Source organism: Lysinibacillus sphaericus (assembly GCF_001629735.1).
In the GTDB taxonomy this organism is placed as follows: Bacteria; Bacillota; Bacilli; order Bacillales_A; family Planococcaceae; genus Lysinibacillus; species Lysinibacillus pinottii.
The window spans coordinates 3,324,884-3,344,514 of record NZ_CP015224.1 but is presented as its reverse complement, the minus strand read 5'-3'; the positions used below and the strand labels follow the sequence as shown (position 1 = coordinate 3,344,514).

Here is a 19,631-nt window from a genome sequence, read left to right as displayed (position 1 = left end):
CTTATGGAAGATATCTCTTTTTTTATTTGTCGAAAATTTGTTGATAAAAAATGAATGTAATGAAGGGATTCGTAAAATAGTGCACTTTAATTGACAAATTTTTCAGAAAATTATCCACAGGTAATGGAGCGAACTAAATACCGAACACGCGTACTTATGCACAAATTGTTGATAACTTGTGCATAACTTGTGATTATTCAATATATAGTAGCATGTTTTACACGGGATGATGTGGATAAAATAATTTTTAATTGTGGACAGTGTGGAAAACTCTGTTGATATGTTGGTATTACTAGATTTATGGTGTGAATAAAACTGTGGGCATTTTTTGTCGAAAAATAGCACTTGACCAATATATATGAAAAATGAAGGAGAGTAAAGAAAAAAGCCATGTGACAATGCACACGGCTTAAATCAAATTACATATTTATATGTTCTAATTCTTCATTTAACTCTAGCCACTCTAATTCTAAAAGCTCATGCTTCTCCTTTGCAGTAGCCAATTCGCCTTGCAGTTGGGCAATTTTTTCATGATCTGTAAAAATTGCAGGATCACAAAGAGCTTCCTCTAGCCTATCAATGATAGTCGTCGTTTCTTGCATCTTGCCTTCTAGTTCTTCGATAGCACGTCTTATTTGTCGTTCACGTTTTTTTGCCTCTTTATCAATTTTGGAGGTTGAGGTCTTATCAGGTAGAGCCTGCTGTAGTTGCGGTTGGGAAGCACTCTTCATTTGTGCTAGCTCAAACAGCTCCTGTTTTTTCTCTACATAATAATCATAGTCCCCTAAATATTCGAACGACCCAGTTCCAGACAACTCCACCACTTTGGTAGCGATACGATTAATGAAGTAGCGGTCATGAGAGACAAATAGAAGCGTTCCAGGATAATCGATCAAAGCATTTTCAAGAACCTCCTTACTATCTAAATCTAGATGGTTGGTAGGCTCGTCGAGAATTAAAAAATTGGCCTTTTGCATCATTAATTTTGAAAGTGCAAGGCGTGCTTTTTCACCACCTGATAAAGAAGAGACCACTTTATCGACATCTTCTCCACTAAATAGGAAGCGTCCCAATACAGTACGTATATCTTTTTCATTCATAAGCGGCCATTCATCCCATAGCTCTTTTAAGACACTTTTATTGCTCGAAAGCTTTGCTTGCTCTTGATCATAATAGCCAATTTGCACATTCGTACCATAACGGATATCACCTGCAAGAGGCGTTAAATCTTTTACAATCGTTTTTAATAATGTCGATTTACCAACCCCGTTTGGTCCAACAAGAGCAATTCGATCCTCGCGAAAAGTACGTAGCTTAATACCACTAGATATACGCTGATCGCCATAGCCGATTGTTAAATCATCAACGGATAAAACATCATTACCACTTTGACGTTCAATCGTAAAACCAAAACTAGCGGATTTTTCATCACCATCTGGCGATTCCATCCATTCTGTTCGTTCAAGCATTTTTCGTCGACTTTGTGCCATTTTTGTTGTAGAGGCACGTGCAATATTCTTTTGGATAAAATCTTCTAGCTTGGCCTTTTCATCTTGCTGACGCTCAAAAAGTTTGACATCACGTTCATAGTTTTTAGCTTTTACATCTAAATAAGCACTGTAGTTACCTGTATATTTTGTGACACGATGGCGTGATACTTCGTAGACAATAGAAACAACTTGGTCTAAGAAGTAGCGGTCATGGGAAACAATTAAAATAGCGCCTTCATAGCTCTTTAAATAAGATTCTAACCAAGATAATGTTTCAATATCTAAATGGTTCGTAGGCTCATCGAGAATTAGAAGATCTGGTTTACTAAGTAAGAGCTTAGCTAGTGCTAAGCGTGTGCGTTGGCCACCAGATAGGGAGCTAATGGGTTTATCGTAGTCTTCCGGATAGAATTGCATTCCATGAAGCACTGATCGCATGTCCGATTCATATTGATAGCCGCCAGCATCCTTAAAAGTATGCTGTAGTTGATCATATTCTGACATAACTTTCGCATACAAAGTAGGATTTTCATAAACAGTAGAATCTGCCATTTGCTGTTCGAGCGAGCGGAGCGTTTGTTCTTGGGCTAAAAGGGGTTCGAAAATGGTCATCATTTCATCCCAAATAGTTAACGTAGAATTTAATCCGGCATGTTGCTCTAAATAGCCAACCTGGATGCCCTTTGGAATAATGATATCCCCTGAGTCATAGGACATTTGCCCAGCGATTATTTTTAATAAAGTCGATTTACCTGCACCGTTTCGCCCTACTAAGGCAACACGATCACGGTGTTGAACTTCTAATTTCACACCACTCAAAATTTCATCTGCAAGAAAGGATTTAGTTAGTTGATTGACCTGTAAAACAATCATTCTTGACACCTCAATTCTACCTTAGTGTAATGGATGAACGATTTGCATGCAATGTCGGTGCTTTACTTATTCCAAGCAGTCATGTAAGATTGAAACGATTTCTTTTTAGTTAGCTGCGTACATAGCGCCATTAACTAAAGAGAAATACGCTAGTGGATTGCAAAAATGTTGTATATAGTTAAGGATAAATGTATTAAAATTAGTAGTTAAATACAGTAAAATTGATTGAGGTTCAACATAAGGAGGAGAAAGTTTGAAACAAGAATTAAAAATTCCACAAGCCACTACAAAAAGACTTCCTCTTTACTATCGATTTATTCAAAACTTTGCACAAGAAGGTATGGAACGTATTTCGTCGAAGGAACTGAGTGAAGCGATGAAAATAGATTCTGCAACCATTCGCCGTGACTTTTCTTATTTTGGTGCACTTGGAAAGAAAGGCTATGGCTACGATGTACAGCATCTATTACAGTTTTTTAGCCAGACGCTTGATCAGCATGAAACAACAAAAGTAGCGTTAATTGGCGTGGGGAATTTAGGCAGTGCATTATTAAAATATAATTTTCAAAAAAACCACAACACACATATTGTTGTAGCATTTGATTCGAAAGCTCCGAAGGATGGCAAAATGATTAGTAACATTCCTGTTTTTCATCCTGATTTGCTAGAAGAAAAGTATGCAGAATACGGGGCAGAGCTAGCAATTTTGACAGTATCACCACGCTCTGCACAAAAAATGGCAGATCGCTTAGCGGCTATGAATGCAAAGGGAATTTTAAATTTTACGCCCGAGCGATTGACTGTGCCAGATAGCATGCAGCTCTTAACCATTGATTTATCGGTAGAATTGCAAGCGCTTATTTATTTAATTCGTAATCAGGAAGTGTGAAAATTTTACATATTTTAAAGTGGAGTTCACCGTTTCTGTCAAATAGTAATTTTAAACAAAACGCGGTAATATCAGTGAGAGTGACGAAAAACTTTCACATATAATTAGTTAGCAAAATGGCGAAATATGCGTTAAAATGATGGATATAAAGAGGAGGTGGCTGTAATGGGTGGTATTGGTCCTATGAGCCTCATTATTATCGGAATTGTCGCGTTACTAATTTTTGGTCCTAAAAAGTTACCAGAGCTTGGTAAAGCATTTGGTTCAACACTACGTGAATTCAAAAATGCTACTAAAGGTTTAGCCGACGAAGATGATGATGACAAGAAAAAGAAAGAACTAGATAAGTAAGTTAGGATGTTTGAGGAATGAATCCAAAAGATCTAACTGTCATTGAGCATATAGAAGAATTAAGAAAACGGCTGTTCATTGTTGCCGTTTTCTTTGTTCTCGCTATGGCTGGCGCCTTTTTTGTCGCAAAGCCACTTGTTAAATATCTTCAAACTACAGGAGCAAAATATAATATCGAGCTCCATGCATTTGACGTAGTAACACCACTAGCCATTTATATTCAAGTTGTTTTTTTAATTGCATTTATTCTTTCATCGCCAGTTTTAATGTATCAATTGTGGTCGTTTATTAGTCCAGGGTTAAGGGAAGTAGAGCGAAGAGCAACCTTAAGCTATATACCATATTCTTTTTTATTGTTTATCGCAGGGTTATCATTTTCATACTTTTTACTATTCCCGTATGTCATCAAATTCATGATGAATTTATCAAATGATTTAGATATTCAGCAAACAATTGGTATACATGAGTATTTTACATTTTTATTTAAACTCACAATACCATTCGGTTTTCTATTCCAATTACCTATTGTAGTATTATTCTTTTCACGGATTGGAATATTAAGTCCAGATCTATTAATTCGTATTCGTAAATATTCATATTTTGGTTTATTTGTATGTGCTGCTCTCATTGCGCCGCCTGAATTGGCGTCTCACTTAATGGTATCAGTACCACTGTTTATCCTGTATGAAATTAGTATTATGATATCTCGGGTTGGTTATAGAAAATATCTAAAATCAGAGGAAATTCGATTAAAAGAAGAGCAGGAAGCTGAACAAAAGCGCCAGATTGAAGAGGCATTGGAACAGCAACGACGACAAATAGAAGAATTGAATAATCAGTAATAGTTAAAGCTCGGTGGCCTCATGAAGGCACCGAGCTTTTGTATTTTTGGCAACTTTATATAGCTTTTAAAAAAATTATTGCATTTTTTCTAGTTCTTGAAGAAACTTTTGCAATGGTTCTGCATAGAATTGTACAAGTGTCACAAATCCATTCAACATGACGTGTGCAATAATAGAAGTCCAAATACGTTTTGTTTTGTGATATAAAAAGGCAAAGATTAAACCACAAATTGTATAAAGTAAAATATGAGAGAAGTCGAAGTGTATAATCGCAAAGAATATAGCACTTACTATTGCCGCCACCCAGAAGTTTGTTGTTTGGACAAGTGATCCAAATATAACTCTACGGAAGACGAACTCTTCTAAAATGGGACCGAATACAACAATCGCTAATATGGCAATAGGAGCTCCTTTAGCTATAGCGACAATATCTGCGGTATTTTGGGAACCTCCTTCGATACCAAAAACGGCCATTTCAATAGCTGCTCCAATCATTTGACCAAAAAATACAAGGATGAAGCCAAGAATACCCCAAATAATTGTGAGCGGTATCGTTTCTTTTTTTCCTTGATAAACGTTCCAAAAGGTTTTATCACGAGATGTTAAGATTAAACTTAAAATGAGCGCAATTGCAAAGCTAAGCGCAATATACCAGCCTTGAGTTATAGGCGCTGCTTGCTCAGAAGTTAGGTCGGTCATCTTCATAACGAGCTTGTGAAACGGTAAGAGCAACCATCTACTTGAGATTTGCATAAGGATATAAATCAGTAAAACATATAGAGCGGTTTTTTTATGTTTTGTTACTTTTGGAGAATTAGTCACAGTCAAAATCCTTTCCATTCATAGGCTTCCTTTCTATTGTAGATGAATATGGAAAGAAAACAAAATTTTTCGAAGTTCTGACTTGCAAAAAAAAGTGTGATTGATTATCATAATAATTGTGTTAGCACTCGATGATATAGAGTGCTAATAAATTCAACAATTATTATTATTAGGAGGTTGTTTCACTTGTTAAGACCACTAGGAGATCGTATTGTAATTGAACTAATCGAGGTAGAGGAAAAATCTGCATTCGGTATTGTACTACCTGACTCTGCAAAAGAAAAACCACAAGAAGGTAAAGTTGTAGCAGTTGGGACAGGTCGTGTTTTAGAGAACGGACAACGTGTAGAGCTTGACGTTAAAGTTGACGACCACATTATTTTCTCTAAGTACGCTGGTACAGAAGTTAAATATGAAGGTAATGAATACCTAATTTTACGTGAAAGCGATATTCTCGCAATTATTGGATAATTTTTAATGCACCTTCAATGAAGGTGAATGCTTATTGTTTCTTGAACGAAAAGTGACAATAAGATGAAATTGATATAAATATATTGAAGAAGCTTAACGAATATTCCATTTCAGGAGGGTAAATTCTCATGGCAAAAGATATTAAATTCTCAGAAGACGCTCGTTCATTAATGTTACAAGGTGTAGATAAATTAGCGAATGCAGTAAAAATAACATTAGGTCCAAAAGGACGTAATGTAGTGTTAGAAAAAAAATTCGGTTCACCACTTATTACAAATGATGGTGTGACAATTGCAAAAGAAATCGAGCTGGAAAATCCATACGAAAACATGGGAGCAAAATTAGTAGCTGAGGTTGCTTCTAAGACAAACGAAATCGCTGGTGATGGTACAACTACTGCAACAGTTCTTGCACAAGCAATTATTCGTGAGGGCTTGAAAAACGTGACAGCTGGTGCAAACCCTGTAGGTATCCGTAAAGGGATTGATAAAGCTGTTGCTGCGGCATTAACTGAATTACACACGATTTCGCGTCCTGTAAGCAATAAGGATGAAATCGCACAAGTTGCTGCTATTTCGGCAGCTGATGATGAAGTTGGACAGCTTATTGCTGAAGCGATGGAACGTGTAGGTAATGATGGTGTTATTACAATTGAAGAATCTAAAGGCTTCACAACAGAGCTTGATGTAGTAGAAGGTATGCAGTTTGACCGTGGCTATGCATCACACTATATGGTAACAGATACAGATAAAATGGAAGCAGTTCTGGATAACCCATATATCTTAATTACTGATAAAAAAATTACAAACATCCAAGAAGTATTACCATTATTAGAACAAGTGGTACAACAAGGTCGTCCACTTTTAATTATTGCTGAAGACGTTGAAGGAGAAGCGCTTGCAACACTTGTCGTGAACAAGCTTCGTGGTACATTCAACGCTGTAGCAGTAAAAGCACCAGGTTTTGGTGATCGTCGTAAAGCAATGCTTGAAGATATCGCTATCTTAACTGGTGGTCAAGTGATTACAGAGGAATTAGGTTTAGACCTAAAATCAGCTGATATTTCTTCGCTAGGTCGTGCTGCAAAAGTAGTTGTGACAAAAGACAATACTACAATTGTTGAAGGTGTAGGCGGTGCAGATGCAATCGAAGCACGTATTGGCCAAATCCGAGCACAACTTGCTGAAACAACTTCAGAATTCGATAAAGAAAAACTACAAGAACGCCTTGCGAAATTAGCGGGTGGTGTAGCAGTTATCAAAGTAGGGGCTGCAACAGAAACAGAGCTTAAAGAGCGTAAACTTCGTATTGAAGATGCTTTAAACTCAACACGTGCAGCTGTTGAAGAAGGTATCGTATCAGGTGGTGGTACTGCACTTCTTAACGTGTATGCAGCAGTGGAAAAAGTGTCTGAATCTGAAGAAGGCGATGTAGCAACAGGAGTGAAAATTGTTCTTCGTGCTTTAGAAGAGCCAGTTCGTCAAATCGCTAACAACGCTGGTCTTGAAGGCTCTATCATCGTGGATCGCCTGAAACGTGAAGAAATTGGCATTGGTTTCAATGCAGCAACAGGCGAATGGGTAAACATGATGGAAGCAGGTGTAGTAGACCCAGCAAAAGTAACTCGTTCAGCATTACAAAATGCTGCGTCAGTAGCTGCTCTATTCTTAACAACAGAAGCAGTAGTTGCAGATATTCCTGAACCAGCTGGCGCAGGTATGCCAGATATGAGTGGTATGGGCGGCATGCCAGGAATGATGTAATCGAACGCTAAATGCGATTTGAGTAATAAACTTATAAAAGAAACCAGTTCTCAGTTATAAAATTGAGAGCTGGTTTTTTGTTATGGATACGAAATTCAAATTAAAAATTTTTTCCTGTTGTTTTTCTATAAGATATCACTTACAATACAAATTGATAATGATAATCGTTATCAACGATAGTGATTTTGATAGATAGAGGTGACATTTTGGATAAACAGGAAGCTAACAGAATAGGGATGGGCAATATATATTATGTCATAGTTTTACTATTAATTGCCTCCATTGTAATATCTGCCATTTTTTCTGTATCAATTGGGCAGGTCAGTATACCCTTCAAGCAATCAATGGATATCTTGTTGCATGCTGTATCTAATGGGAGGTTTGGCACACTTGATAGTGTGGATAGTGAATCCTATCTGAATATTATTTTACAGGTCAGAATGCCGCGTGTTATTTTTGCATTGCTCATCGGTATTGGACTTGCTTTATGTGGGGCTGTGATGCAAGCAGTTGTACAAAACCCTCTTGCTGATCCATACATACTTGGCATTTCTTCAGGTGCATCCTTAGGTGCAACTTTTGCCATTCTCGTTGGTTTTGGGAGTAGTGCATTACTGGCACAATTTGGTGTAGCCTTTGGTGCATTTGCTGGAGCTATGCTTACTTCTATGGCAGTGCTTATTTTATCTAGTATAGGTGGTAAAGCAACATCGGTAAAACTTGTTTTATCTGGTGTTGTCATAGGTGCATTATGTAGCTCCTTTTCAAGTCTTATTATCTTTTTTGCCAATAATGCTGAGGGCATAAAAACTGTTACTTTTTGGTCTATGGGAAGTTTAGCCTCTGCAAGCTGGGATAAAACACCGATTTTAGCAATCGTCATTGTATTAGGAGCTGCGTTATTTCTTTTTCAACATCGTGTGCTTAATACGATGCTACTTGGAGATGAATCTGCAATTACATTAGGTATCAATTTAAGTGTTTATCGTAAATTGTATATGATTCTCACATCACTAATAACAGGAACGATGGTTGCTTATGCAGGTATGATTGGTTTTGTCGGCTTAATTATTCCGCATATTACGAGAGGGATTTTTGGAGCAGATCATAAACGATTAATGTTAGGAACGTTACTCTTAGGAGGACTTTTCATGATATGGGCAGATATTTTATCTCGAACATTAATCGAGAATGTAGAACTACCGATTGGCATCATTACTTCTGTCATTGGATCACCATTATTCATCTATATGATTGTAAAAAAAGGTTACAACTTCGGAGGGTAGAACAATGGAATTAGTAGCGAAGGAAATAGAAGTAAAGATTGGAAAGAAGGAAATTGTAAAAAACATATCGATTCATGTAAACAAGCAGCAATTTGTGGGCTTAATCGGACCAAATGGATGCGGAAAGTCAACTTTATTGAAAAGTATTTATAAAAGCTTAGTACCACAAAAAGGGATGGTCTTTTTAGATGATTTAGACGTTTTGAAAAGCCCAGAAAAAAAGATTTCACAGCATTTAGGTGTAGTGGGGCAATTCAATGAAATGCACTTTGATTTAACGGTACAGCAAATGGTGATGTTAGGCAGAACACCTCATAAGAAAATGTTAGAGTCCGATAACCAAAAAGATTTTGACATTGTCGAAGAGGCTTTAACACGGACAAATTTACAAGCTTACAAGGGTCGTAGTTTCCTATCATTATCTGGTGGGGAAAAACAACGGGTTATTTTAGCGAGAACAATCGCCCAGCAACCTAAATTTATGATTTTAGATGAACCAACGAACCATTTAGATATACGCTATCAAATTGAAATACTATCTTGTGTGAGAAGCTTAAATATTGGTGTGTTAGCAGCACTGCATGATTTAGAAATGGCTGCACATTACTGTGATTATCTTTACGCAGTAAAAGATGGTGAGATTTATGCGCATGGTACCCCGGAGCAAGTTTTAACACCCGAGATTATAGAAGCTTTATATCATATCAAGTGTCAAACGTTTACTAATCCAGTGACGAATGGATTAGGCTTTGCATATGGACTATAGGAGGAGCAACAATATGAAGAAAAAATTATTATTAGGAATTGGTTTAGCCGCTGTATTAACGTTAACAGCTTGCGGTAATACTACCAAAAATACTTCAGAAGAAGCACAAACAAAAGAGCATTATCCATTAACTATCGAAAACTTTACAAAGGCTGAAGGTGGTTCGACATGGGAGAAGAAAGATCAAGTATTCGATAAAGCACCTGAAAAAATTATGGCAAATACACGCCCAGCAGCGGAACTACTATTGCATTTAGGACTAGGGGATAAAATCGTTGGTGTTGGTGCAAACTTTGGTGCTGTAGATAAATCTGTAGAAGAGGCATATTCAAAGTTAAATATATTAAGTGATGAATATGTAGGGAAAGAGGTAACATTAGGAACTAATCCAGATTTAGTATTTGGTCGTGGTGGCTTATTTGATAATGCTGAATGGGGGGTAGGCACAGTAGACTCACTAAACGACATGGGCATTAAAACATTTGTATTAGAATCATCCATTACAGGTGGTACATATGATTCTATTTATAAAGATATCGAAAATATCGGTGAAATTTTCAATGTTCAAGACAAGGCCACTAGCTTCATTAAAGAATTAAAAGATCGACAACAAGACATTACTTCAAAATTAGAAAGTATTAAAGAAGAAAAGTCATTTGCTTATTTACATACAAATGATCCTAAAGAACTTTTTGTATACCCCGCGCACGATGAAACATTTTTTAACGACGCATTCAAAATGGTGAAGTTAGATAATATTTTCAAAGATGAAACAGGAGATGTTAGTGTAGAAACATTAATTGCATCAGATCCAGATGTGTTAATTCTTCCAAACTGGGATGGGTCTGATCTGACAAAAGTTCGTGAAGAAATCTATGCTAACCCTAAGCTTTCAAGCATGAAGGCTATTAAAAACAAACAAATTTATATTGTGGATTACAATTATATGTTTGGTTATGGCTATAATACAATAGATGGTATGGAAGCCTTAGCGAAAGAAATGTATCCAGATTTATTTAAATAATATATTGGAGCTGCCCAGACGGTTTATAAAACAGACACAATGGGCAGCTTTTCTATTCATAAAAAAGGGAGGAGAAATGATAGTTTTCTCCTCCTTGTTTTATGACTGTAGAAGCTGATGTTTATTTAATGTTGTTATTTTTACATGGGTAGAGCCATTGTTCCAGCAAATGGTTACAGGATGACGTTGATCGAGATAATGTAATTGCGTTGAAAGATCCGCTCTTGTTTTTTTTATATCGATAGTATCAAGCATGTGAGGTGATAGGTGAGGGAATAAGCCTGTTTTAAAAAGAGCCTCCTTTAAAGTCCAAAGCTCATAAAAAACATGTAGAGGTTGATGAAGAGCCATGTGGAACTCTTGTTTAGATAATGCAAAGTGCATAATATCTTTATTCACTGGCTTTATTTCTTCAACATCAATTCCTACTCGCCCGTTTGTTGTTAGGGCCAGGACAATCCAATCACCAGAGTGAGAGAGATTAAAATCGCCTTTCCAGTGCTGATGACTCGCTACATTTGGACGACCATATATGTCTTGAGTTATTTGGAATGTGGTCTTATCCATGAATGGGAGGAGCACCCACCTAATAAGCGTGTTACCTAGCAAGGCTCTTTGACGGTCCTGCCACTGCTTGTACTGCTGGATATTTCTTTGAACATGAGAAGGGAGTACATTATGAAATACATTCCATTCTGCTGAAGTTAACGGTTCCCCTAATGGTAGTGCAAAAAGCTGTATATCATTTGTGCTCATCGTATATTGACTTGCGTAGGCTCAGGAAAGTAGCCAGTTTCTATCCCGTATTCAATCATTTGGTGAATAAATGCTGTATTTGGTGCAGCACATTCAATTCTTGCATTGGCTAGAAATTCAATCGTTTTTTTACAGTTAAAGATAAATGGTGAGTCACTAGCTCCATCACCTTCTAGCTGTGCAATAGCTAATGCTAAATATTCCTGTACCTCTATAGAATGATCATCATGTAATAGCCAATTTGTATACTCTTGCTTTGACATAACTTGTAAATCATAGCCAAATTCCTTCAGCATGTCGATTAATTCTAAATAAGTAAGCGATACAGGGTTACATAAATGGAAGACATGACCATTTGATGCTGGCTGATTAGCTAGACATACTAATGCTTGGCTAGCATAATTAATTGGTGTAAAGTCTACATGCCATTGTACAGAAGGTGTTTTACCTAAATAAAGCATAGCTTTAATCATACGGTAAAAGGCGTTATCATCGATATTACGTTGGAATTTTCCTGTTTCAGAATGACAACTCAAATTACCTACTCGATAGATTGAAATAGGAATCATATCATGTACTGCATTTCTTACGAGATTTTCTGCTTCCAGCTTACTTTGTGTATAGACATTATGAAGCTTCGTATCGTAGTTGAAATCACCATTAGCCTCTTCTGCCCCCCATTGAATGGCAGCGAGCTCCTCTGGAATACCGATTGTTGATACATAATGAAAATGAATACCAGGTTTACGCTCTGCCAATTCAAGTAAATAACGTGTCCCATTTACATTGACATTATTAAAATGCTCAGTCGCTCCGAAGTGACGTACATCAGCTCCACAGTGGATGATGGCATCGATTTCATCTATTAGTGTCTGTTCATCTTCACTAGTTAGATGAAGTTTTTTCTTTCCTAAATCGCCTTTAATGATAGTTACTCGATTCTGCATATGTCTACCAATGTTATGTCCAAAGTAAAATTGCATACTTTCCATTAGCTTATCCTCTAAAGTGCTCTTTTCACTTGGTCGAATAAGACAATAGATGTGCGCTTTTGTTGAGACTAGTAGCTCATATAGCACGTGGCTTCCTAAATAACCTGTCGCACCTGTTAATAAAACCGTAGTCATCGGTAATGGCTTCACTATTGGTGAGATTGGTAGCGGACCAGGCTCCATTAAATCCTTATAAACAAGGTTAGTAGGTTGCGTTTGCACGTCTAAATCTTCAGGCTGATGGTTGCAAATATATTGATCTAATTCAGCAATCGTTTGATATTGGAAAAAATCCTGAATCTTTAGGAATGGTATATGCTTCTTCACTTGTACAAGAATTTCAAGTACTTTTAATGAATGTCCGCCAATGTGAAAGAAGTTATCATGAATACCTATTGGGCTGACGTTAAGTACATACTCCCATGCATTTGCTAGTAAATGCTGCGTATCATTTTCAGGGGCAACGTATAAATTACTCCGTGATAAATGTGTATCCATTGAGGCCAACTGCGTGCGATCAATTTTGCCAGTAGGGGATAATGGCATTTCTAGTAATTCGATGAATCGTTCAGGCACCATATAATCTGGTAAAAGATTGTGTAAATAGTCTCTTAAATTGCGTTCCTCTAGCTGAATACCACTTGCCACCGTATAATAAGCAAATAAATGGTTCTGACCATCAGACATTTTCTTAGCTATCACTACAGATTCCTGAATGGTAGGGTAATTGCTTAATACTGTCTCAATTTCTCCAAGCTCAATACGGAAGCCTCTTACTTTAATTTGCGAATCCTTCCGTCCAACAAATTCAATGACACCATTAGGTAAAAGGCGCACTAAATCACCTGTGCGATACATTTTTTGATCTGGTTTAAACAGATGCGGGACAAAGACCTCGGCTGTTTTTTCAGGCTGATGTAAATATCCTGCTGCCAAGCCAACCCCAGCAATACATAGTTCGCCTGTTACATGAACTGGGCAAAGCTGTTCATCCTCATTCACCACATACATCTCATAATTGGCAATCGGTTTGCCGATAGGAATACTAGATTGCATGTCTGTAAGCTGACTTTTTATCTTAAAGTAGGAAGTTAACACTGTACATTCAGTTGGTCCATAAACATTTATAATTTCTGTAGAATATCCGAACTTTTCTTGCCATTTTTGAACAATGGCAGGCAATAGAGCTTCGCCGCCGACGGATAAATATTGTAGTGTCATCAACTTGTCCCGATACTCTACAGGTAAATGTGTGGCTAATTGTGTAAAGAAAGCGTTTGGTACAGTTGCTGTTGTTACTCGCTCTCGTGCAATCATATCAGCAAATGCTTCTATTGAAAGACGCTCAATACTTGTGAGCATATGGAGTCTTGCACCAGAAAAGAAAGCGGTAAAAGTCTCTGTCACAGAGGGATCAAAACTGTAAGAAATAAACTGAGAAAATACACCTTCTTCAGTCGAATGGTAAATTCTTTGATTATCTGTAATTAGGTTAATAACGGCTGTATGTTTAAGCAAAACACCTTTAGGTTTACCAGTAGAACCAGATGTATAAATAATATAGGCTAAATCGGATGGATGTAGGTTACATGGCAAATCCTCTTTTGAAAGGCCACTCTCCATTTGATTGATTGTTAGCACTGTGTGTGATTGGAACTTATTATGTATTAGGTCATTCAGTAAGTCACTATATTCGTTTTTCGTAATGATAAATGGTGCACCTGTATCATGTAACAAATACTGGCAACGTTCTTTTGGATAACTAGGATCGATAGGAACATAAACACCACCCGCTTTTAGCACACCTAACAAACTAATAATAGTTTCCTTACTACGGTCCATGATAATTGCCACATAGTCACCTTTTTGAAGACCATTGGCTAATAGCATATGTGCAACTTGGTTGGACTGTTCATTTAACTGACGATAGGTCATCTTGCCATCTTCATAGGATAGAGCGATACGGTCTGCAAATTGCTGTGCTACTTGATAAAATACTTCTGGTATTGTGATAGTTTTATCGTAGTCAGCCATAGTGCGATTTAATGTTTGATAAGCTAATGTATCCTCTTCATTTAATAGCTGTGTATGATTGGATAGTAGCTTCTCTTGTTTAGAAAAATGCTTATTAAACTGTGATGTAGGACAATCAAATTCTCGTTTATTATTCAATCATTACAACCCCTATTCTAGAAAAGGGCAGTCACTTATGCAGGAAATTTTAAGTCCGTTAGCTCTGACAGAAAGTATTCTGTAGAAGCTAAGGGACCAAAAACACCGTATAAGGGCAGCCCTTTCTCTTTTTATTTCACTACAAAGGTATTGACAACATTCAATAATTCTTCAGATAACTCGGATAGTACTTGTGCTTCTTCAGATACTTGCTGTACTGTATTTAGCTGAGAGGCAGAAGTTGCAGCTACTGCTCTTGTACTATCTTTAGAGTTGATGGAGAAGTCCTCCATATCTTTAACAGCAGAAGTGACTTGTTCCATGCCAGCCGCCATTTCTTCAATAGTTGCGGATAGCTCTTGTATTTGCCCTGTTACATGATGAATAGATGTTAAAATTTGACTAAATGATTGTTCTGAATCGTTGATCATGACAATACCATGATCAACTTCCTCTACCGCCCGAACCATGATATTAACAGATTCATTCGTATCGTGCTGAATATGAGATATAAGCGTGGAAATTTCCCGGGCTGAGGCCTCAGACTGTTCAGCTAGCTTACGCACTTCATCAGCTACAACGGCAAATCCACTGCCAGCTTCTCCTGCACGAGCAGCTTCAATGGCTGCATTTAAGGCTAGGAGGTTTGTTTGAGAGGCAATGCCAGTAATAATGCCGACAATTTCTTCAATTTTATTAGAATGATCGCCCAGCAATTTAACAGATGCCGCTGATTGATTGACTGCCTGACTAATCGCATTCATTTGAGCGACAGACTTATTAGTTGAATCATTCCCTCTTTCAGCTTCTTCAGATGCTAAAATAGAAGATTCTGAAATCTGATTGGATGTCATCGCAATACGTTGAATTCCAATACTCATTTCTTCTATTGTAATTGTACTTTCTTTAGCTCTTTGAACTTGAAGATCAGCTGAACTCGCAATTTCTTGCATGGAAGAAGCTACGGTATTGTAGGAATCAGAAGTTTCCTGCATATTCGTAGACAAAATATTAGCTGTGTTTGATACACGTGCTGATACATTTGTTGTACTTTTAATAACAGTTTTTAAGTTTTCAATCATCGAATTAAAGTTTTGAGTAAGCGTTCCTACTTCATCCGTTGAAGTAACTGGTAAAGGCTCAAGCTCTAAATTACCATTTGCTACTTTTTTAGATTGTAAGGATAGCTGCTGAATAGGTGTTAATTTTTTTCTTAAAAGAGTATACACAGCAATAGATGAACCAATTAAGAAAATAACCGTTACTACCAATGTCCAAAGTGCCTCTGACATAGCCTTGCCAGTTACCATCGACACGTCATAATCAATAGCATACGCAGCTAGCATATTTCCATCATCATCTAAAATTGGTGTAAGGCCAGTTTTATAGCTACCAAATTCATCGCTATAGATATCTGTAGCTGTAGCCTCTTTTGTCTCAAAAACCTCTTTAATTCTCGCTAGGAAATCAGGCGATAAACCCATAGCAATCATGTCCTGATTATACTCAGCCCCTAGTTTAAGTATACTAGAAGAAAGGACAGGTGCATTAATATTTTCCCCATTAACAGTTATTAAAAAGAGATTGGTAATGCTATCTGAATAATCATTAATAGCATCCATTTCCTTCGTCAGTCGAAGTGCATCAGGGTTACTGTCTGAAGGATTATCTAATATCGATTTCAATGTGTTAACATCAATTGTTTTGGCTAAGATCATGCCTTTGTCATCAAGTGATTGATTCATATCTGTTAAATTACTATTTCTTACTATATAATAAGAAAGACCTAAAGTAACTAATCCAAACAGTAATAAAATACTTACCATTATAGCAGTTATTTTCTTACTAATAGACATATGCTGCTTCTTACGTTTTTTCATGCTTTTCCTCCTAATTATATTATACCGATTATTTCATGTTAAGGATGAGAAATGGGTATTTAATCGATGAAATAAAAGCTCATTCAATGTAATGTCGTGGTGTCATTCATAGAATTCTAGATGCATTCTCAATAAATATATACCAGTGAAAAATAATCTAATTATCCCCTAACAATAAACTACTATACTGCCAAAAAAAATGATTCACAACCCAGAAAACTTACTATTTGAAGTGTAGATTTTAGTAGATGAATGAGAATTTTTAGTGTTTTAGTCTATGTATTTTTCAGCTTAGACGATATTTTTACGAAAATTTAGAGGCTATTTAATATAAAAAACAAGTATGCTCAAAACTGAGTCAAATTTAATTTAATTAAAATTTGGCTAAAATCTTATTTTTTAATCTCTCGTTAAGTCTTTTTGCCTATTAGGGAATGTCATTTCTTCTAGAAAATACTATTGCTTATCGTAGTTTTGTTACGGGAATAAAATATAAAAATGTAAAAAAAGGCTTTCTCTTTATTCGTAAATGAATAAAGAGAAAGCCTATTATTTTTTACGGCTGTCTGGGATTACCGATGATACCTGGCATTATATTGGGGAGTCCTGGCAATAATGGGGGTGGGAAGCCTGGGAATTGTCCCCCTGGAAATGGCGGATATGGCCTTGGTGGTTGTGGTGGATAAGGTTGTGGTGGATAAGGTCTTGGTGGATAAGGTCTCGGTGGATAAGGCTGCGGCGGATATGGCCTTGGTGGGTACGGTTGCGGCGGATAAGGTGTCGGATAGGGTGGTGGATAAGGTGGTGGATAGGAATTACCAGGAGGTGCTCCTGTACCAGCCGCGGTTATTTGGCTAACATCAACAGTCACTATTTGACCGTTATCTAATTGAATTTCAGCAGTTCTTCCTCCTGTTCCAAATGTTCGAATTAATGTACCTGAATAAGTCCCAGTAGGAAGTGTCACCCATATTTTCATTCCTGGACGGAATTGACTGTTAAAATCTTCAGGGGCCAATCTAGGATAAACCAATGAAACACACCTTTCTTCATTTTCTTTAACATATGCCCACTTACTGTGAGTGTCATAGGCTATAGGCTAGTTGATAATTAAGTGGAATATTGTTATAAAATATATCAATTTTCATTATAATAGGGGAAAAGAGCTAAAGGGTGTTTAGCAGATGGCAATCATTAAAGTGAAAAAAATAAACATAAAAAATTTACGGAATGTACGACATGGTGAGATTATTCTGGCTGTTAACTTTGAGACCTTCTTAAAAGCAAATGTTGTTGGACTATACGGACAAAATGGCTCAGGGAAGACAACCATTGTTGATGCGTTTGGTTTATTGAAGACCCTTATCTCAGGTTGGCTTGCTGAAGTGAAGCTGCCCTCGCAAGAGAAGCGGCTAATTTTAGCAGGCGAGGATACAGCCAGTCTTGATTTTGAATTTTTAGTTGAGAATCAATTTGGTACATTTTTTGTCCATTATTATGTAGAGCTGCAGGAGGATCAACATCGGCTCTATACAACACTGGAACGTCTCACGTACCGAGAAAATGACAAAGGAAAACGCTCAAAGGTGTTAATGGCTATGACAGAGAATGGTATTCAAATTCGTAACTCTCATTTGCCTGATATGAGTGAACAAGCACGTATTCAATTGCTTGTTATTCAACAATTAGCAAGAAAGGAATATCGATCCTTTCTCTTTCATAAAGATTTGAAGCCATTATTACAGGAACGGCTTACCGAGCAAGAAATACAGCTGCTCCAAAATATGGCCGTTGATTTTAATCGAGATTTACATGTAGTGAATAATCAAAATATTGCTCCTCTATTTGAAGAACGTATCATGCCATTTAGTATTCATTTAGAGAAAACAAGAGGGCAAATTCCGTATGATTTAAAGGGTCCTGCATTATTGCCAGAGGATGAATTCTATGCCTTATGTGAAGTGATTGAACAGAGTAACCGAGTGCTAGCTGCTATTATTCCAGGTCTAACTATTAAAATCAATATCATTACAAAGCAAACAATGGATGATGGTGGACAAGGCATCCGTTTTGAATTTTTATCGCAGCGTGGAGAGCAGGAATTACCCTTACGAACAGAGTCTGAAGGGATATTGAAGATTATTTCAGTTCTTAGTGTATTGATTGCCGTATATAACAATCCAAATGCTTGTGTCGTGATTGATGAATTAGATTCAGGTGTTTTTGAATATTTGCTAGGTGAGTTGTTAACAGTGATAGATGAGGATGGAAAAGGACAGCTTTTTTTCACATCCCATAATCTACGAGTGTTAGAGGTGCTAGCTATTAAAAATTTATGGTTTACGACAACGAATGAAAATCACCGTTATATGCAGTTAAAGGGCATTAAAGAAGTAAATAATGCCAGAGATGTCTACTTGCGTGCTATTCAGCTTGGCGGCCAGGATGAAGAGGTTTATAAGGAGACTAAAACATTTAAAATTAAGCGTGCTTTTCGTAAGGCAGGTGTGCACCATGACTAAAAAAGTACTTTTAATCATTGTTGAGGGGCAGACGGAGCAAATTATTTTAGAGGATTACTTGGATGCTTACTTCGAGAATGCAACTATACGATTTGATGTCCAGCGTGAGGATGTATTAACAAAATGGGATGCCCATAAACGCATCCCGAATATTAAAAACAGTGTTATACGGGTAATCCAGAGTTATTTAGAAAAATATAAATTTTTGGCGAAGGATTTAACTGCTGTTGTTCATATAACAGATGCAGATGGTTGTTTTATTGCACCAGAATGCGTCCAAGTCGATGAGAAAATTGAGCAAAAATTGTTTTATACTGAGGAAGCCATTTTAGTGAAGTCTAATAAGCGTAAGGAGCAAATTGAACAGCGCAATGAAATGAAGGCGAGAAATGTCAGAATTTTAATTGCCAATGACCATTTTAGTATTAATCGCTTAAAAGTGCCTTATCAATTATTTTATTTCTCTACAAACTTAGAACATGTACTATGGGATGAACGCAATGAAATCCCAACAGAGAAAATCCACAAGGCGGATGAGTTTATAGAAAACTTGTCTGGTACAATCGAAGATTATTTAAAGGCTTATTTGCCAGTCGATACTGAATTACCATATAGGGAAAAAATGAAAAAAAGCTGGTCATATTTAATGGAAGGAAGCCATTCATTACAGCGAGGAACGAATGTACCCCTTTTATTTGAAATGATAAAAACAGACGTACAATAAAACAGGTG

The 19,631-nt window shown here is 36.9% G+C and carries 16 protein-coding genes; 10 read left to right on the top strand and 6 right to left on the bottom strand.

The window, feature by feature from the left end:
* Nucleotides 1-419: 419 nt before the first annotated feature.
* The gene (abc-f, locus tag A2J09_RS16380; protein WP_036160378.1) at nt 420-2,363 is read right to left on the bottom strand and encodes a ribosomal protection-like ABC-F family protein; all 1,944 of its coding nucleotides are present in this window, start codon (nt 2,361-2,363) and stop codon (nt 420-422) included.
* A gap of 253 nt (nt 2,364-2,616) precedes the next feature.
* On the opposite strand from abc-f, the gene A2J09_RS16375 reads away from it, so the two are divergent.
* The 3 genes from A2J09_RS16375 (at nt 2,617) to tatC (ending at nt 4,445) form a co-directional block, all read left to right on the top strand.
* Complete coding sequence (locus A2J09_RS16375; protein ID WP_012291935.1) at nt 2,617-3,252, top strand: redox-sensing transcriptional repressor Rex; 636 nt, start codon at nt 2,617-2,619, stop codon at nt 3,250-3,252.
* Nucleotides 3,253-3,417: 165 nt separating this feature from the next.
* A complete protein-coding gene (locus A2J09_RS16370) occupies nt 3,418-3,603 on the top strand; it encodes a twin-arginine translocase TatA/TatE family subunit (RefSeq protein WP_010857065.1) in 186 nt (61 codons plus the stop codon).
* A 17-nt stretch (nt 3,604-3,620) separates the two neighbouring features.
* Nucleotides 3,621-4,445 (top strand): twin-arginine translocase subunit TatC, encoded by an 825-nt coding sequence (tatC, locus tag A2J09_RS16365; protein ID WP_012291937.1) that lies wholly within the window; start codon nt 3,621-3,623, stop codon nt 4,443-4,445.
* 75 nt (nt 4,446-4,520) lie between these two features.
* Here the strand turns inward: tatC and A2J09_RS16360 are convergent, their stop codons facing one another.
* Nucleotides 4,521-5,285, bottom strand: coding sequence for a CPBP family intramembrane glutamic endopeptidase (locus tag A2J09_RS16360; RefSeq protein WP_031416324.1), 765 nt, complete (start codon nt 5,283-5,285; stop codon nt 4,521-4,523).
* 168 nt (nt 5,286-5,453) lie between these two features.
* Here A2J09_RS16360 and groES point away from each other — a divergent pair, with 168 nt between their 5' ends.
* The 5 genes from groES (at nt 5,454) to A2J09_RS16335 (ending at nt 10,577) form a co-directional block, all read left to right on the top strand.
* On the top strand, nt 5,454-5,738 hold the full coding sequence (groES, locus tag A2J09_RS16355; protein WP_024363933.1) for a co-chaperone GroES: 285 nt from the start codon (nt 5,454-5,456) through the stop codon (nt 5,736-5,738).
* Between the two features lie 128 nt (nt 5,739-5,866).
* Nucleotides 5,867-7,501, top strand: coding sequence for a chaperonin GroEL (groL, locus tag A2J09_RS16350; RefSeq protein ID WP_012291939.1), 1,635 nt, complete (start codon nt 5,867-5,869; stop codon nt 7,499-7,501).
* Nucleotides 7,502-7,707: 206 nt separating this feature from the next.
* Nucleotides 7,708-8,787 (top strand): FecCD family ABC transporter permease, encoded by a 1,080-nt coding sequence (locus A2J09_RS16345; protein ID WP_031416326.1) that lies wholly within the window; start codon nt 7,708-7,710, stop codon nt 8,785-8,787.
* Between the two features lie 4 nt (nt 8,788-8,791).
* Nucleotides 8,792-9,553 (top strand): ABC transporter ATP-binding protein, encoded by a 762-nt coding sequence (locus A2J09_RS16340; RefSeq protein WP_012291941.1) that lies wholly within the window; start codon nt 8,792-8,794, stop codon nt 9,551-9,553.
* 13 nt (nt 9,554-9,566) lie between these two features.
* The gene (locus A2J09_RS16335; protein WP_012291942.1) at nt 9,567-10,577 is read left to right on the top strand and encodes an ABC transporter substrate-binding protein; all 1,011 of its coding nucleotides are present in this window, start codon (nt 9,567-9,569) and stop codon (nt 10,575-10,577) included.
* Between the two features lie 99 nt (nt 10,578-10,676).
* Here A2J09_RS16335 and A2J09_RS16330 read toward each other — a convergent pair whose 3' ends face one another.
* From A2J09_RS16330 to A2J09_RS23150, 4 genes are all read right to left on the bottom strand, one after another.
* Nucleotides 10,677-11,333 carry a 4'-phosphopantetheinyl transferase family protein gene (locus A2J09_RS16330; RefSeq protein ID WP_012291943.1) on the bottom strand — a complete coding sequence of 219 codons (657 nt, stop codon included), beginning with the start codon at nt 11,331-11,333 and terminating at the stop codon, nt 10,677-10,679.
* Nucleotides 11,330-14,497: a non-ribosomal peptide synthetase family protein gene (locus A2J09_RS16325; protein WP_012291944.1), complete on the bottom strand. Its 3,168-nt coding sequence runs from the start codon at nt 14,495-14,497 to the stop codon at nt 11,330-11,332. Before A2J09_RS16325 ends, A2J09_RS16330 begins: the two co-directional genes overlap by 4 nt.
* 131 nt (nt 14,498-14,628) lie before the next feature.
* Entirely contained in the window at nt 14,629-16,377 is a 1,749-nt protein-coding gene (locus A2J09_RS16320) for a methyl-accepting chemotaxis protein (protein ID WP_012291945.1), read from the bottom strand.
* A gap of 556 nt (nt 16,378-16,933) precedes the next feature.
* On the bottom strand, nt 16,934-17,410 hold the full coding sequence (locus A2J09_RS23150) for a hypothetical protein (RefSeq protein WP_080695153.1): 477 nt from the start codon (nt 17,408-17,410) through the stop codon (nt 16,934-16,936).
* 151 nt (nt 17,411-17,561) lie between these two features.
* Between A2J09_RS23150 and A2J09_RS16310 the strand changes: the two genes are divergently transcribed.
* Entirely contained in the window at nt 17,562-18,899 is a 1,338-nt protein-coding gene (locus A2J09_RS16310) for an AAA family ATPase (protein ID WP_012291947.1), read from the top strand.
* Nucleotides 18,892-19,623: a hypothetical protein gene (locus A2J09_RS16305; RefSeq protein ID WP_012291948.1), complete on the top strand. Its 732-nt coding sequence runs from the start codon at nt 18,892-18,894 to the stop codon at nt 19,621-19,623. The genes A2J09_RS16310 and A2J09_RS16305 overlap by 8 nt, the downstream gene beginning before the upstream one ends.
* Nucleotides 19,624-19,631: the final 8 nt, after the last annotated feature.

Bases quoted from the DNA above. Each gene is read 5' to 3' on its own strand.
- abc-f (WP_036160378.1), bottom strand. From the start codon at position 2,363: ATGATTGTTTTACAGGTCAATCAACTAACTAAATCCTTTCTTGCAGAT.
- A2J09_RS16370 (WP_010857065.1), top strand. From the start codon at position 3,418: ATGGGTGGTATTGGTCCTATGAGCCTCATTATTATCGGAATTGTCGCG.
- tatC (WP_012291937.1), top strand. From the start codon at position 3,621: ATGAATCCAAAAGATCTAACTGTCATTGAGCATATAGAAGAATTAAGA.
- A2J09_RS16360 (WP_031416324.1), bottom strand. From the start codon at position 5,285: ATGGAAAGGATTTTGACTGTGACTAATTCTCCAAAAGTAACAAAACAT.
- groL (WP_012291939.1), top strand. From the start codon at position 5,867: ATGGCAAAAGATATTAAATTCTCAGAAGACGCTCGTTCATTAATGTTA.
- A2J09_RS16340 (WP_012291941.1), top strand. From the start codon at position 8,792: ATGGAATTAGTAGCGAAGGAAATAGAAGTAAAGATTGGAAAGAAGGAA.
- A2J09_RS16335 (WP_012291942.1), top strand. From the start codon at position 9,567: ATGAAGAAAAAATTATTATTAGGAATTGGTTTAGCCGCTGTATTAACG.
- A2J09_RS16330 (WP_012291943.1), bottom strand. From the start codon at position 11,333: ATGAGCACAAATGATATACAGCTTTTTGCACTACCATTAGGGGAACCG.
- A2J09_RS16320 (WP_012291945.1), bottom strand. From the start codon at position 16,377: ATGAAAAAACGTAAGAAGCAGCATATGTCTATTAGTAAGAAAATAACT.
- A2J09_RS16310 (WP_012291947.1), top strand. From the start codon at position 17,562: ATGGCAATCATTAAAGTGAAAAAAATAAACATAAAAAATTTACGGAAT.
- A2J09_RS16305 (WP_012291948.1), top strand. From the start codon at position 18,892: ATGACTAAAAAAGTACTTTTAATCATTGTTGAGGGGCAGACGGAGCAA.